The organism is Labrys sp. HAY1-8F (assembly GCF_056754975.1).
This window is the reverse complement of the sequence record NZ_JBPGWZ010000002.1, coordinates 3295877-3309412: the sequence shown is the minus strand read 5'-3', so window position 1 is coordinate 3309412 and position 13536 is coordinate 3295877. Positions and strand designations below refer to the sequence as shown.

Annotated in this window: 13 protein-coding genes; 3 read left to right on the top strand and 10 right to left on the bottom strand. The window is 66.1% G+C overall.

The genetic code is table 11. The annotated features are described in order from the left end of the window. Window positions 1–16: 16 nt before the first annotated feature. The 3 genes from ACR9ZN_RS24350 to ACR9ZN_RS24340 all read right to left on the bottom strand — a co-directional run bounded on the left by ACR9ZN_RS24350 (window position 17) and on the right by ACR9ZN_RS24340 (window position 1988). The gene (locus ACR9ZN_RS24350; RefSeq protein WP_481273404.1) at window positions 17–772 is read right to left on the bottom strand and encodes an HvfC/BufC family peptide modification chaperone; all 756 of its coding nucleotides are present in this window, start codon (window positions 770–772) and stop codon (window positions 17–19) included. Next, the gene (gene bufB, locus ACR9ZN_RS24345) at window positions 772–1635 is read right to left on the bottom strand and encodes an MNIO family bufferin maturase (RefSeq protein ID WP_454811683.1); all 864 of its coding nucleotides are present in this window, start codon (window positions 1633–1635) and stop codon (window positions 772–774) included. The genes ACR9ZN_RS24350 and bufB overlap by 1 nt, the downstream gene beginning before the upstream one ends. Window positions 1636–1706: 71 nt before the next feature. After that, window positions 1707–1988 (bottom strand): BufA1 family periplasmic bufferin-type metallophore, encoded by a 282-nt coding sequence (locus tag ACR9ZN_RS24340; RefSeq protein ID WP_149252839.1) that lies wholly within the window; start codon window positions 1986–1988, stop codon window positions 1707–1709. A 330-nt stretch (window positions 1989–2318) separates the two neighbouring features. Here ACR9ZN_RS24340 and argC point away from each other — a divergent pair, with 330 nt between their 5' ends. Next, window positions 2319–3278 (top strand): N-acetyl-gamma-glutamyl-phosphate reductase, encoded by a 960-nt coding sequence (gene argC, locus ACR9ZN_RS24335; protein ID WP_481273401.1) that lies wholly within the window; start codon window positions 2319–2321, stop codon window positions 3276–3278. A gap of 358 nt (window positions 3279–3636) precedes the next feature. On the opposite strand, the gene ACR9ZN_RS24330 is transcribed toward argC, so the two are convergent. Genes ACR9ZN_RS24330 through ACR9ZN_RS24320 form a run of 3 tightly spaced genes read right to left on the bottom strand, consistent with a single transcriptional unit; the run spans window position 3637 to window position 6000 of the window. After that, window positions 3637–4188: a P-loop nucleotide/nucleoside kinase family protein gene (locus tag ACR9ZN_RS24330; protein ID WP_481273399.1), complete on the bottom strand. Its 552-nt coding sequence runs from the start codon at window positions 4186–4188 to the stop codon at window positions 3637–3639. Next, window positions 4185–5078, bottom strand: a complete 894-nt coding sequence (locus ACR9ZN_RS24325; protein ID WP_481273397.1) for an ROK family protein — start codon at window positions 5076–5078, stop codon at window positions 4185–4187. Before ACR9ZN_RS24325 ends, ACR9ZN_RS24330 begins: the two co-directional genes overlap by 4 nt. A 10-nt stretch (window positions 5079–5088) precedes the next feature. Next, window positions 5089–6000, bottom strand: coding sequence for a tagatose-bisphosphate aldolase (locus tag ACR9ZN_RS24320; protein WP_454811676.1), 912 nt, complete (start codon window positions 5998–6000; stop codon window positions 5089–5091). Window positions 6001–6211: 211 nt separating this feature from the next. On the opposite strand from ACR9ZN_RS24320, the gene ACR9ZN_RS24315 reads away from it, so the two are divergent. Together ACR9ZN_RS24315 and ACR9ZN_RS24310 are read left to right on the top strand one after the other, a co-directional pair. Then, complete coding sequence (locus ACR9ZN_RS24315) at window positions 6212–7105, top strand: sugar-binding transcriptional regulator (RefSeq protein WP_434958992.1); 894 nt, start codon at window positions 6212–6214, stop codon at window positions 7103–7105. A gap of 91 nt (window positions 7106–7196) precedes the next feature. Further along, window positions 7197–8000: a glycosyltransferase family protein gene (locus ACR9ZN_RS24310; RefSeq protein WP_481273395.1), complete on the top strand. Its 804-nt coding sequence runs from the start codon at window positions 7197–7199 to the stop codon at window positions 7998–8000. Window positions 8001–8099: 99 nt separating this feature from the next. Here the strand turns inward: ACR9ZN_RS24310 and ACR9ZN_RS24305 are convergent, their stop codons facing one another. The 4 genes from ACR9ZN_RS24305 to ACR9ZN_RS24290 are packed head-to-tail and all read right to left on the bottom strand — an operon-like array spanning window position 8100 to window position 13297. After that, complete coding sequence (locus tag ACR9ZN_RS24305) at window positions 8100–8663, bottom strand: sarcosine oxidase subunit gamma (protein WP_434958990.1); 564 nt, start codon at window positions 8661–8663, stop codon at window positions 8100–8102. Further along, window positions 8656–11661 (bottom strand): sarcosine oxidase subunit alpha family protein, encoded by a 3006-nt coding sequence (locus ACR9ZN_RS24300; protein ID WP_481273392.1) that lies wholly within the window; start codon window positions 11659–11661, stop codon window positions 8656–8658. The genes ACR9ZN_RS24305 and ACR9ZN_RS24300 overlap by 8 nt, the downstream gene beginning before the upstream one ends. Further along, complete coding sequence (locus ACR9ZN_RS24295; RefSeq protein WP_454811670.1) at window positions 11658–11993, bottom strand: sarcosine oxidase subunit delta; 336 nt, start codon at window positions 11991–11993, stop codon at window positions 11658–11660. Before ACR9ZN_RS24295 ends, ACR9ZN_RS24300 begins: the two co-directional genes overlap by 4 nt. A gap of 8 nt (window positions 11994–12001) precedes the next feature. Continuing rightward, window positions 12002–13297: a sarcosine oxidase subunit beta family protein gene (locus ACR9ZN_RS24290; protein WP_454811668.1), complete on the bottom strand. Its 1296-nt coding sequence runs from the start codon at window positions 13295–13297 to the stop codon at window positions 12002–12004. Window positions 13298–13536 lie beyond the last annotated feature (239 nt).

Genomic DNA, 13536 nt, shown 5'->3' with positions numbered 1-13536 from the left:
ACACTCTCCGGCAGGTTCAGATCTCGAAGCGGCGGGCGATGCCGGCCGCAACCAGCCCCGCAATGGCGGCGGCTAGGTCGAAATCAGGGGTTTCGGCGAAAGCAGCCTCTGCCGCCGCCTCCAAGGGGTGCCGGGCCAGCAGGGTGGCCAGGAAGGCATGGCCGCCCGGCGGCAGGATCTGCACCTCGACATCGAGGCGGGGACGGGTCACCAGCACGTCTTCGCCGGACCAATCCGCGATCTCCCGCGCCTCGCCGCCGGCATTCATCTGCCAGATCGTCGCCACCGGGAAGGCCGAACGCAGGAGACGCGCCGCCGGATGGATCTCGACCCGCACTTCGTGCAGCCGTGCAGGATCGAGGCCGCTGAGGGCGGCCGGCGAGGCAGGCTCGGCATCGGCGGCGTGATAGGCCTGGGCCCGGGCAATCTCCAGGCGCATCACGTCGGGCAGATAGGCGACCGCCCGCGCCGGCTCGAAGGCTTCGGTAAAGGCCGGCAGATGATCGCCGTAATCGAGAAGCAGCGGCGAGCGCGGCGGATGCTCGCGCGCAAAGCGGATGGCGAGGGCCCGGAAGAAGTCGGCGCCGACGATGGCGATCGAGGCCGGAAAGCGGCTCTCCAGTGCCGCGGCGAGGCTAAGCGCGACATTGTCACGATAGACGGCGAAGCGCCGGTGCGGCGCCACGCCATTATGGGCGGCGAGCCCCTGTGGCAGCGCGGCGGCCGGGTCGAGCACGGCCTGCCGGAACGAGGATTGCATCTTGGCGAGCATCAGGCGGCCCTCGCTCGCATGACCCGTGCCATCGCGGCCTCGGCAAGCGCCGCCTCGCGGGCCAGCACCGGCCAGTCCGGCACGTCATTGTCCCATTCGATCAAGGTCGGCAGCCGCCCGGTCCGGGCGATGACGCGTTCATAGAGCGCCCAGACCGGGTCGGCCACCGGCCGGTCATGGGCATCGATCAAGAGCGGCGCGCCGGCATCGTCGACCGTCTCGGCATGGCCGGCAAGATGGATCTCGCCGACGAGATCGAGCGGGAAGCGATCGAGATAGGCCTCGGGCGAGGTCGCGTGATTGGTGGCGGAGACGAAAACATTGTTGATGTCGAGCAAGAGGCCGCAGCCGGTACGCCGGGCGATCCCGGCCAGGAAGTCGGTCTCCTCGATGGTGCTCTCCTCGAACAGGAGATAGGTCGAGGGATTCTCCAGAAGCATGCGCCGCCCCAGCGTCTCCTGCACCTCGTCGACATGGTCGGAGATACGCTGCAATGTTTCGGTGGTATAGGGCACCGGCAGGAGATCGTTGAGGAAGACCTCCTCATGGCTCGACCAGGCCAGGTGCTCCGAAAAGCTCGCTGGGCGATAGCGCTGTTCCAGCAGCTTCAGGCGGGCAAGATGATCCTTGTCGAGCGGCCGCGCCGCGCCGATCGACAGGCCGACGCCGTGCAGCGACAGTGAGTAGTTCTCGCAGATGGCCCGAAGCTGGGCATGCGGCGGGCCGCCCGCCCCCATGTAGTTTTCGGCATGAACCTCGAAGAAGCCGATGTCGGGCCGGGTCGCGAGAATGGTCTTGACATGCTCTGGCTTGAGCCCGGCGCCGGCGCGCAATGGCAGGGTCTTGCTGGTTGCTTTGCTCATGGCGTTCTCCGAGATGGGGAGGGCGCGGGAGCCATCGCCGTGAGGCGACGAGAGCCCCCGCGAGCTCGATATCAGCTCTTGACGGGCGTCAGCGAGCCCATGCCCGTCGGGGTCTTCATGGTGACGCAGCTGCCCTTGGGCACCAGCTTGAAGGACTGGCCGTCATAGTCGATCGTCGACGTGCCTGCACAGGAATGGGCACCGGCCGCGCAGTCGTTCTGGCCCTTGAGGGCGACGCCGTAGCACTTCTCCTTGGAATCGTCGGCCCTGGCGGGAGCCGACAGCAAAGCGGCGGCGCTGGCGACGGCGCCGGCGAGAGCGAAGGCGGTGCTGGCCTTGGTGAACACGGACATGGGAGTTTCCTTCTGTTGCTGGATGGCGGAAACGGCCTGTCGCCGCTCCGCATGAACAGGACTATGACCCGCTCCGGCAGCGGAGCCAAATCAAGTGAGCGTGCCGAAAACCACACTTTTTGCGCTAAAACATGTGATTCCAGCCGCTGTAACGATATTCGTCGCCACAGCGTAAGTTGTTACCTCGTCGTTCCGAAGATGAGGATCAGGGTATGATCCGCGCGCCCCGGGAAGGACCTGCCCCATCGATCCGACATTGACAGTGACACCTCTTGCTCCGATATAGCCAGCGTTCCCGACAGCCCGCCTCTCCTCAAAGGAGGATCAGACATGGCCGCCCTCTCCGATCTCGCCGAAAAGCCGCACCAGGCCGGCGCCGTCCGTACCGTCTTCATCGACGGCGAAGCCGGCACCACGGGCCTCGGCATCCGCGAGCGATTGGCGTCGGTGGCCGGTGTCTCCCTGCGTAGCATCGCGCCCGAACTGCGCAAGGACGTCGCGGCGAAGAAGGCACTGCTGGCGGAAGTCGACCTCGTGGTGCTCTGCCTGCCCGACGCCGCCGCCAAGGAAACGGTGGCGCTGATCGGCGAGCTCGGCGGCCATAAGCCCACGGTGCTGGACGCCTCGACCGCCCATCGCGTCGCGCCCGGCTGGGTCTATGGCTTTGCCGAACTGGCGCCGGACCAGGCCGCCAGGATCGCAAGCGCCAGCCATGTCGCCAATCCCGGCTGCTACCCCACCGGGGCGATCGCCCTCCTGCGGCCGCTGGTCGATGCCGGCGTGATTCCGCAGGACTATCCCGTCACCGTCAATGCGGTGAGCGGCTATTCCGGCGGCGGCAAGTCGATGATCGAGGCCTATGAGGCCGGTACCGCGCCGTCCTTCGAACTCTATGGCCTGACACTCGAGCATAAGCATGTGCCGGAACTGCAGGCCTATACCGGCCTGACGCGCCGGCCGATCTTCGTGCCTTCCGTCGGCAATTTCCGCCAGGGCATGCTGGTCTCGGTGCCGCTGCATCTCGACACGCTGCCGGGCAAGCCGAAGGCAGCGGACCTGCATGCGATCCTTCGCGACTATTATGCCGGTGCCAAGCTGCTGAGCGTGGAGCCGCTGGACGGTGCCGGCAAGATCGAGGCGGAAGCGCTCAACGACACCGATCGGCTGGAGCTTCGCGTCTTCCCGAACGAAGCCCATCGCCAGGCGGTGCTGGTGGCGCGGCTGGACAATCTCGGCAAGGGCGCTTCCGGCGCGGCCGTGCAGAACATCCAGCTGATGCTGGGCGTCTGAGTACGCCTGCAGTCGGACCGGGCTTCTCGCGCTAGGGCCAGGAGTCCGCATAGCACTCGGCCAGGCCGAATAAAGCCGGATAATCCCTCCCCGGTTTCGGGGAAGGCGGCCTCGCGAAGCGAGGTCGAGTGGGGGCAAGTGGCACGACCTGCCATTCTATTGCCCTCGAAGCGCTCCTCCCCCCTTCCGTCACTGCTCCGCAGCGACGACAGGAACATCTTCACTTTCGAAGATGTTCCGGACTTCCCCGAAACCGGGGAAGGATCACCCACGCTTCGTTCTCGAAGCATCGGATGTGTATCTGCCCCTGTTCGCGGGGGAGCATGGCGGTCTCATCGCACGATGCGAGGCATACCGCTCACCCGACCAAAACCTGATCCAGCCAGGCCAGCAGTTCCGCTTCGTCGAAGCCTGCCGCGGTGTCGATATCGAACAGCGGACCGCGCCTGAGCGGTTCGGCGCGCTGCGCCAATGCCACCAGTTCGGGCAGGAAGGCCTCGCCGGGATGGCCGGGATGGCGGGATGACAGGCGCGAGCGATAGCGTTCCACCAGGATGTCCGGTGGGGCATGGCACCAGATCTCCGCCGTGAGGCCGATCCCCGCCCGGGCAAGATAATCTTCCAGCACCTCGCGGGGCTGGAAGCCGAACCAGGCGTCCACCACGAAGGTCATGCCATCGGGTGCTTCGCCGACGATCGACCAGATCGCCTGCGAGCTCGCCCGGCCGAGCTTGCGGTTATAGTCGCGATCGCCCACGCCAAGATGGTCGAAGAACGGCTCCTTTACCGTATCGAGGCCGAGAATGGCCCAGCCGCGCGCATCGGCGACGAAGCGGGCGATGGAACTCTTGCCGCTGGCGGGAACGCCGTTGACCAGAACCGCCTTCTTCATGCGCAAGGCCTTCTTCATGGACCTGCTTCCCGCCTGCCGGCCAGGGCCGCCCCGATCACGCCGGCATCGTCACCCAACGTCGCGGCGGCAACCGGGCATTGATACCAGGCCGACAAGGCCGGCACGGTCTGCAGGGCAACCTCAGCGGCCTTGCCGAGCCCGCCGCCGAGCAGGACCAGCGCCGGATCGAAGGCCGCCACCAGGCTGTCGATGGCGGCGCGCAGCGGCTCGGCCCAGGCCCTGATGACGGCCTCCGCCTGCCTGTCCCCATCGAGGCGAAGGCCAAGCAACTGGCCGGCCGTGATGTCCGCCGGCAGGCCGGCTTCGCGGATATGCCGCCCCAGCGCCGTGCCGGAACTAGTGGTCTCCACGCAGCCGCGCCGGCCGCAGGCACAGGGCAGGCCGCCGACATCGACGGTGACATGGCCGAACTGGCCGGCGCTGCGCCGGCCGCGCAACACCCTGCCCTCCAGCGCCACGGCGCCGCCGATACCGGTTCCGATCGTCAGCATCGCCACATTGGCGCTTCCCCGCGCCGCGCCGACAGCCATTTCGCCGACCAGCGCCATGTTGCAGTCATTGTCGACGAAGATCCGCTTGCCGGTACGTTCGGCCAGCACGGACGCGAGCGGCACGCTCGACAGATCGACATAGCCGCCCGAGAGAACCTCGCCGCGCAGCGCATCCACCCGGCCGGGCACGCCGATGCCGATACTGCCCACGGCGGGACTGTCGAGGCGGTCGATCATCTCGGCCAGCCTGTCGACGAGGGCCAGGGGTTCCGCCACGGTGCGCTCGGCGAGCCGTTGCAGGATCTCGCCTCCCGCCGCCACCCGCGCGGCCCTCAGATTGGTGCCGCCGATATCGATGCCGATCGTCTCGGGCTCAACCTCGGACTTGCTTGGCATGACCGGCCTCTCAGGCGGCTTGCGCCTTGACGAAATGTCGCTCGATCACCGCCTGGATCTCGCGCAGGCGTGGCACCGCGACGTTGCGCAGCCTGTCGGCCTGCACCGCGCGGTCGAGCGAGATGCAATCCTTCCACAGCGCCCGGCCGGCAATCACGCCCGAAGCGCCGTTGCGCATCGCGGTCTCGACCTGGCCGAGGAAGGTCGCATGGTCGACGCCGGCCGACAGCACGGCCCAGGGCACGCCACCGGCAAGGCGGGAAACCGCGGCGCAGGCCTCCGCATGGCCGGGAAATGGCAGCTTCAATACTTTCGAACCGAGATCGAGGCAGATGCGGGTGCCCTCCACCACCAGTTCCGGGATCTTGGCCGCATAATCCTCGCGGCTTTCGTCGGGCAGGTCATAGGTGAGGAACTCCACCACCAGCAGCAGGTCCTCGCGGGCGAAATCCTCGATGCAGCGGCGCAGGATCTCGATGTTGTGGGCGTTGGCCTCGGGCCTGTCAGCCCGCAGATAGACCATGATCTTGCCGCCGGTGCCGCCGAGCTCGCGTACGCGGCGGGCATCGATGCCGGGCACCAGGCGCGAGAGGCGATAGCCTTCCGGCGAGCGGTCGAAGCCGGACGCGTCGAGCCCGATCAGCAGCGCCACGTCCCGCGCCAGCACACCATCGTCCACCACCTTGGGCACGGCGCAGAGAGGATCGAGCAGTACGCAGGACGCCTCGTTGGCGAGATGGCGCACGATGTCGGCCTTGGTCTCGCCGAGCATCGCATCGCTGATCGCCGCCTGGTCGGCCGGGTCGCTCGCCAGGATGGTGCGCATGCCGCCGCGCTGGTCGCAGGCGATCACCATCATGGCGCCATTGCCGCCGCAGATCTGCCGGTAGCCGCGATATTCCGCCGTCGTCATCGCCGCCATGGCGTTCTTCTCCCTTTGCCTCGGCAGCTTCCATCGCGGCCGTTGCTTGTTTCCTGTCGAGCGGGTAGCGATCTTGCGATGGCAGGCCGAGAGACCGGTCAGCGATGTTCTTCCCTCTCTGTCATCATCGATGTAACATATTTCTGAAAGGAATTGCAAACTGTCGGACAGCCTGACCAGCGACGCCTCGGCCACCCGCAAGACGCTGCACATGGTGGCGCGCCTTCACTATGAGTCCGACCTGTCGCAGGTCGAGATCGCCCGGCGCCTCGGCCTGTCGACGGCGACCATCTCGCGGCTGCTCCGCCGCGCGCGGGATGAAGGCATCGTCCGCATCGAGATCCGAGATTTCACCGCTCCCGAGGACCTGACCCGCGAGCTCGTCGAGGCCTTAGGCCTGCATAGGGCGGCGCTGGTGGAGACCAGCGAGGTCGGATTGCTGGCGTCGCTGGCCCAGCCCATCGGCGCGCTGCTGAAGGAAGCCGGGCTGAAGGACGGCTCGGTGCTCGCCATCGGCTGGGGCCGCGCCATCCGCGAGGTGATCCGCGCCGGGCTGCCCAGCATACCGGGCGTGATCACGGTGCCCGCGACCGGCGGCATGCAGCAGCCGGCCCCCCATTTCCAGATCAGCGAATTCGTGCGGCTGGCGGCCGAGCAACTCGGCGGCACGCCCCAATTCATCCACGCGCCCTATCTGCCGTCGCAGGAATATCGCGACGCCTTCGTCAACGATCCCACCATCCGCGACCAGATCGCGCTGTGGGACCGCATCGATGCCGCCCTGGTGGGTGTCGGCCTGCCGCATGGGGTCGATCCGGTGCACGCCGGCGCCGCCACTTCGAGCGAACGCGCTTTGGTGCAGGCGGCTGGCGACGTGATCCGGCATTATTTCGACGAGGAGGGCAATCTGGTGCCCTGGGACGGCGACGAGCGCCTGATCGCGGTGTCGCCGGAGCAATTGCGGGCCGTCCCTCTCGTCATCGGCGTGGCCGTTTCCCCCGCCAAGGCGAAGTCGATCATCGGCGCCGTACGGGCAAGGCTGATCAACGCCGTCGTGACCGATACCGCGACGGCCGAAGCCATGCTTGCTCTGCTGCGGGGATAACCGCTCGAAAAGCCAGCGCCACGCCTTTCCTTCCCCCGCCATGGAGGCCGGGGCCCTTGCGGTCGGGCTCAAGCTGAATCAGGATGGAAGCATGACCTCCCGTCCAAGCCGCACCGCCTCTCGCCACAACCCGCCCAGGGTTCTCATCCTGACCCCTATCAAGGACGCTGCCGATCTAGCGGAAACCTACCTGCAGAACCTCGAACGCCTGACCTATCCGAGCAAGGCGCTTTCGCTCGGCTTTCTGGAGAGCGACAGCCGCGATGGCACGCAGGAAGCTTTCCGGGCCATCGCCGACAAGCTCTCCAGGCGATTCAGGCGAACCGGCTTCTGGATAAAGGATTTCGCCTTCCACATTCCCGACAACGTCCCCCGTTGGGCGCCCGACATCCAGACCCAGCGGCGCGCCGTGCTTGCCCGCAGCCGCAACCACCTGCTCTTCAATGCCCTCGCGGACGAGGACTGGGTGCTGTGGCTGGATGTCGACGTGGTCGAATTTCCCGCCGACCTGATCGAGACGCTGCTGTCCTACGACAGGGACATCCTTCAGCCCCATTGCGTACTGCGCTATGGCGGCCCGACCTTCGACAAGAATGGCTGGCGCGACCACGGCCAATATTATCTGGAGCATCTGCGAGAGGAGGGTGAGATCGTTCCGCTCGATGCGGTCGGCGGCACCGTGCTGCTGGTGAGGGCCGATATCCATCGCGACGGCCTGATCTTTCCGCCCTTCTATTACGGCGAGCGCAATCCACTGGCGCGTGGCACCAAGGCCTATATCGAAACCTCCAGCTTCGGAGAGATCGAAACCGAGGGATTGGGCATGATGGCCGCCGATATGGGCCTGACCTGCTGGGGCCTGCCACATCTTGAGGTCCGCCACCGCAACAAATAGGCGGTGACTCTTTCTGGGAGCCGGCTTTCAGCCGGCTCTTGGAAACGCACCGTCGGTTGGAGAGAAAGAGCCGGCTAAAAGCCAGCGGTCCCAGGAAGGTTACTTCACATATTCCCGCGCGGCCTGCTCGAGTTGGCCATGTAAATAGTCGGTGAAGGAACGCCAGACCTCGACGTGGAAATCGCTCGCACCCTTGCGCCACAGCACGATCTCCGCCTTGGCGTAGAGCGTGCGCGTGGCGGTGCCGACGGGAAAGGCCTTGGGGTCGAGATCCAGCATGACGCCGGCATTCAGCACATCGGCGGCCAGCGAACCCGAGACCAGGACGCCGATATTGCGGTGGCTGACATCCACCAGCGAATGGGGCTCCTGGACGGCGGCCTCGATGGCGGCATAGGCCTCGGCCTCGCCATTCTCCGGCGCAAGCAGCAGCCACTCGTCCGGGCCGAGCTTGAAGGCGGTGCGCGTGCCGTCGGTGGTGGCGGTGTTGATTGCAGTCGGCAGGGCCAGTCCGAAGGCCTGGCCGGCCGCGGCCGCAGCGCTGTCCGGTCCGCGCAGCACCAGACGGGCGCCGCGTGGCGCCGCCTCGATGGTGAGGCGGCTGCGGGCGGTGATCGGCGCGATGCCGTCGAGCGGATCGCGGCGGGTTGCAGTATCAGCCATTGAGCCGCGCTCCTTCCTTGTCGATGAAGATAGGGTCGACCACCGTCACGGCGATCGAGCCGCCGGGCATCGGCACATAGACCGTCTCGCCATAGCGCGAACGGCCACGCTCGAGATTGGCGAGGGCGATGGAGCGGCCGAGATTGGCACTCCAATAGGCCGAGGTGACATGGCCAAGGGCATGCTCGCCGAGGGCGGGCTGCGCCACCTCGGTGATCTGGGCGCCCTCTTCCAGCACCACGCCGGGATCGACGGTGGCGAGTCCGACGAACTGCTTGCGGTTGGGATCCTGCAAATCAGGCCGCATCAGGCCGCGCTTGCCGACAAAGTCCGCCTTGGCCTTGCCCACGGCCCAGCCGACGCCAGCTTCGTCCGGGGTCAGCGTGCCGTCGGTGTCCTGGCCGACGATGATGTAGCCCTTCTCGGCGCGCAGCACATGCATCGCCTCGGTGCCATAGGCGCAGCCATCATATTTGACGACCTCGGCATGGATGGCCTGCCACACCGCACGGCCATAGGCCGCCGGCACGTTCACCTCGAAGCCAGCCTCGCCGGTGAAGCTCATGCGGAACAGCCGGGTGGGCACGCCGCAGATGCGGCCCTCCTTCACCGACATGTGCGGCATGCCGTCCTTGGAGATGTCAATACCCTCGACCAGGGGCGCCAGCACGTCGCGGGCATGCGGACCCTGCACGGCGATGACGGCCCATTGCTCGGTGGTGGAGGTGAACCAGACCTTGAGATCGGTCCACTCGGTCTGGAGATAGTCCTCCATATGCGAAAGCACGCGAGGCGCCCCGCCCGTGGTGGTGGTGACATGGAAGCGGTCCGGAGCCATGCGGCCGACCACGCCGTCGTCATAGACGAAGCCGTCGTCGCGGGTCATGATGCCGTAGCGCAGGCGGCCCGGCTCCAGCTTCATGAACGGGTTGACATAGATGCGGTGCATGAACTCCGCCGCATCCGGGCCGACGACCTCGATCTTGCCAAGCGTGGTCGCGTCGAACATGCCGACCTTGTCGCGCACCGTCTTGCACTCGCGATTGACCGCGTCATGCATGCTCTCGCCGGCCCGAGGATAGTACCAGGCGCGCTTCCACAGGCCGACATCCTCGAACACCGCGCCCAATTCGACCTCGGCCTCGTGCATCGGGGTCTTACGCACGGGATCGAACAAGTCACCGCGCGCCGTGCCGGCGAACAGGCCGAAGCTGGTCGGGGTATAGGGCGGGCGGAAAGTTGTCAGGCCGACCTGCGGCACCTTCTTGTCAATAGCCTTGGCGGCGATCGCCAGCGCATTGATGTTGGAGGTCTTGCCCTGGTCGGTCGCCATGCCCGTGGTGGTGTAGCGCTTGACATGCTCGATCGAGCGAAAGCCCTCGCGCGTCGCCAGCTTGATGTCCTTGGCGGTGACATCGTGCTGGAAGTCGACGAAGGCCTTGACCTTGGCGGCATTGCGGTCATGCGGCAAGGCGCCGGTGTAGAACCCTGCGGGAGAGGTCTCGCCATCGACGTCGAAGGTCTTGAGCGCGCCCCTGTCGAAACCGGCATCGCGCCCGGCCTCGTGGCCGGCGGCAAAGCCGTCATTGATCACCGCGCCGAAGTCGAACACGCCGCGGCAGGCGCCGGCCGAGCGCTCCTCGTCGCGGGCAAAGCCCGGCACGAAGATCTGCTTGGCTTCGTCATAACGCAGCTTGCCGCGCGACTGCGAGAACAGGTGCACCGTCGGCGTCCAGCCGCCCGACATCAGCACAAGATCGCAGGAGACGGTCTCACGATCACTGACGCTGACGCCATCCGTGGCGACCCGGCCAAGCCTGACCGCATTGACACGCAAGCGCCCGCTGGTACCCATCATCGTCGCGCCGAGGTTGACGCGAATGCCGGCCTCCCGGGCAGCACCGACCAGCGCACCGCCGTCAGGCCTAATGTCAGCGATCACGGCGATCTCGACGCCGGCGGCCTTGAGGTCGAGCGCGGCCTGATAGGCAGTGTCGCAGGCGGTGAACACCACCGCGCGGTTGCCCGGCTTGACGCCGTAGCGGTTGACATAGGTGCGGGCCGCATCGGCCAGCATGATGCCCGGACGGTCGTTCTCCGGGAACACCAGGGGACGCTCGATCGCACCGGCGGCGATGACGACCTGCTTGGCGCGCACCTGCCAGAGCCGTTCGCGCGGCGTGCGGGCTTCCGGCTGGGCCACATGGTCGGTCAGCCTTTCGGCCAGCGCGACGAAATTGTCCGAATACCAGCCGAAGGCGGTGGTGCGCGGCATCAGCCTGACACGATCGTTGAGGGCCAGCGACATGATGATGTCGGTGGCCCAGTCGCGCGCCGCCCGGCCTTCGATGGTGGCCGTGGTTTCCGTCAGCAGCGAGCCGCCGAGTTCGGCTTGCTCGTCGACCAGGATCACAGAGGCGCCGGTCTCGGCCGCGGCGATGGTGGCCGCCAGGCCCGCCGGGCCGGAGCCCACCACCAGCACGTCGCAATGGGCATAGCGGTTGAGGTAGCGGTCGGGATCGGCCACCTTGGGCGCCTCGCCGAAGCCGGCGGCAGCGCGGATTCTGGGCTCGTAGACCTTCTTCCAGAAGCTCTGCGGCCACATGAAGGTCTTGTAGTAGAAGCCCGAGGCCAGGAAGGGCGACATCGCGTCGTTGACGGCGCCGGCATCGAATTTCAGCGAAGGCCAGCGATTCTGGCTTGTCGCGACGAGGCCTTCATAGAGCTCGACCTGCGTGGCGCGCAGATTGGGCGTGGTGCGTCCGGCATCCCGGATCACCGTCACCATCGCATTCGCCTCTTCCGAACCTGATGACATGATGCCGCGCGGCCGGTGATATTTGAAGGAGCGGCCGATCAGGTGCACGCCATTGGCGAGCAAAGCGGAGGCGAGCGTATCGCCACGCACGCCCTGATAGGCGATGCCGTCGAAGGTGAAGTTGATCGGCTTGGCGCGATCGATGCGGCCACCGGCCGCCGTACGGAGAGAGGCGGTCACGCGCGCGCCTCCTTATTGGAGGGCGTGGCGGCGGCAAGCTCGGCGGCGAGCGCCGCCAGATCGGGCTTGGGCTCGCCCTGCTTGTAGGTCTTCACGAACTTGTCGGTCACGGTATGGCGCACGGCGTTGAAGAAGCGTGCGCAGCCATGCACATGGCGCCAGCGCTCGGCGATCAGCCCCTTGGGATTGGAGCGTGTGTAGAGGAAGCTTTCCCAGACCTCGTCCGTCGGATTGTCGGCGAAGGCGGGGCGGGCAATATGCGCCTCGCCCATGTTGCGGAACTCCAGTTCCGGGCGATCCTGTTCGCAATAAGGGCAGCGAATGAGCAGCATGACGGTCCTCAGTGCGCGACGGCGGCGGCGGCCGCTTCGTCGATCAGGCGTCCGGTGCGGAAGCGATCGAGAGTGAAGGGAGCGGCGATCGGATGGGGTTCGCCCGTCGCCACCGTATGGGCGAAGACGTGGCCCGAGCCCGGCGTCGCCTTGAAGCCGCCCGTGCCCCAGCCGCAATTGACGAACAGGCCAGGTACCGGGGTCTTGGAGAGGATGGGCGAGCGATCGGGCGTGACGTCGACGATACCGCCCCAGTTGCGCATCATGCGGGTGCGGCGCACCACCGGGAAAAGCTCGCAGATCGCGTCCAGCGTGTGGGCCGCGATGTGCAGGCCGCCCGTCTGCGAATAGGAGACATATTGGTCGGTGCCGGCACCGATGACGAGGTCGCCCTTGTCCGATTGCGACATATACGCATGCACGGTGTTCGACATCACCACGCAGGGCATGATCGGCTTCAACGGCTCCGACACCAACGCCTGTAGAGGATAGCTTTCCAGCGGCATGCGCACGCCGGCCATGTCCATGACCACCGAGGTGTTGCCAGCGGCGACGACGCCGAGCTTCTTGGTCCGGATCGTGCCCCTGGAGGTCTCCACCCCGGAGACGGCGCCCGAGGCATCGCGCAGGATGCCGGTAACCTCGCAGTTCTGGATGATGTCGACGCCCAGCGCATCGGCGGCGCGGGCATAGCCCCAAGCCACCGCGTCGTGGCGAGCGACACCGCCGCGCCTTTGCAGGGCGGCGCCCATGATCGGATAGCGGATGTCCTTGGAGATGTTGAGGATCGGACAGAATTCCTTCGCCTCTTCCGGCGTCAGCCATTCATTGTCGATGCCCGCCAGGCGATTGGCATGGATATGGCGCTTGAAGACCTGGATGTCGTGCACATTGTGCGCCAGCATCATCACGCCGCGGGCCGAATACATCACGTTGTAGTTCAGCACCTGGGACAGGTTCTGCCACAGCTTCATCGCGTGGTCGTAGAGCTTGCCGCTCTCCTCCCACAGATAGTTGGAGCGGATGATGGTGGTGTTGCGGCCGGTATTGCCGCCGCCCAGCCAGCCCTTTTCGAGCACGGCGATATTGGTCATGCCATGCTCGGCAGCCATGTAATAGGCGGTGGCGAGGCCATGCCCGCCGGCGCCGATGATGATGGCGTCGTAGCTGGCCTTCGGTTCGGGCGAGCGCCATTGCTCGGGCCAGTCCTGATGACCACGCAGCGCATTGCGCGCCAGGGAAAAGACAGAAAACCGCACGTGTTGCCGCCCGTTGGATGGAGTCTTGAATGGGGCGACTATCATCACCCCGGCCGGGGCCAGTCTAGCACGGAAGCGACGCGCCTTTTGTCGCATTGGAAGAAATTGCACAAAAGGCGCTATCTTCCATGCCCCGTAAAGGACGCATTTGGGATAGTATTTGACCATTGGGTCGCATCCGAATATCTCATACTTGTCAATTTGCGACATTAAACGCGACATATGGTCGGCCCCACATCAGAATTCTTCAAAAAATGTCGCAATATCGTCTCGGTTCGTCGTTT

Coding starts and splice junctions, on each gene's coding strand:
- ACR9ZN_RS24340 (WP_149252839.1), bottom strand. CDS start 1,988: ATGTCCGTGTTCACCAAGGCCAGCACCGCCTTCGCTCTCGCCGGCGCC.
- bufB (WP_454811683.1), bottom strand. CDS start 1,635: ATGAGCAAAGCAACCAGCAAGACCCTGCCATTGCGCGCCGGCGCCGGG.
- ACR9ZN_RS24305 (WP_434958990.1), bottom strand. CDS start 8,663: ATGGCTGATACTGCAACCCGCCGCGATCCGCTCGACGGCATCGCGCCG.
- ACR9ZN_RS24325 (WP_481273397.1), bottom strand. CDS start 5,078: ATGCCAAGCAAGTCCGAGGTTGAGCCCGAGACGATCGGCATCGATATC.
- ACR9ZN_RS24330 (WP_481273399.1), bottom strand. CDS start 4,188: ATGAAGAAGGCCTTGCGCATGAAGAAGGCGGTTCTGGTCAACGGCGTT.
- argC (WP_481273401.1), top strand. CDS start 2,319: ATGGCCGCCCTCTCCGATCTCGCCGAAAAGCCGCACCAGGCCGGCGCC.
- ACR9ZN_RS24315 (WP_434958992.1), top strand. CDS start 6,212: ATGGTGGCGCGCCTTCACTATGAGTCCGACCTGTCGCAGGTCGAGATC.
- ACR9ZN_RS24290 (WP_454811668.1), bottom strand. CDS start 13,297: ATGATAGTCGCCCCATTCAAGACTCCATCCAACGGGCGGCAACACGTG.
- ACR9ZN_RS24295 (WP_454811670.1), bottom strand. CDS start 11,993: ATGCTGCTCATTCGCTGCCCTTATTGCGAACAGGATCGCCCGGAACTG.
- ACR9ZN_RS24320 (WP_454811676.1), bottom strand. CDS start 6,000: ATGGCGGCGATGACGACGGCGGAATATCGCGGCTACCGGCAGATCTGC.
- ACR9ZN_RS24310 (WP_481273395.1), top strand. CDS start 7,197: ATGACCTCCCGTCCAAGCCGCACCGCCTCTCGCCACAACCCGCCCAGG.
- ACR9ZN_RS24350 (WP_481273404.1), bottom strand. CDS start 772: ATGCTCGCCAAGATGCAATCCTCGTTCCGGCAGGCCGTGCTCGACCCG.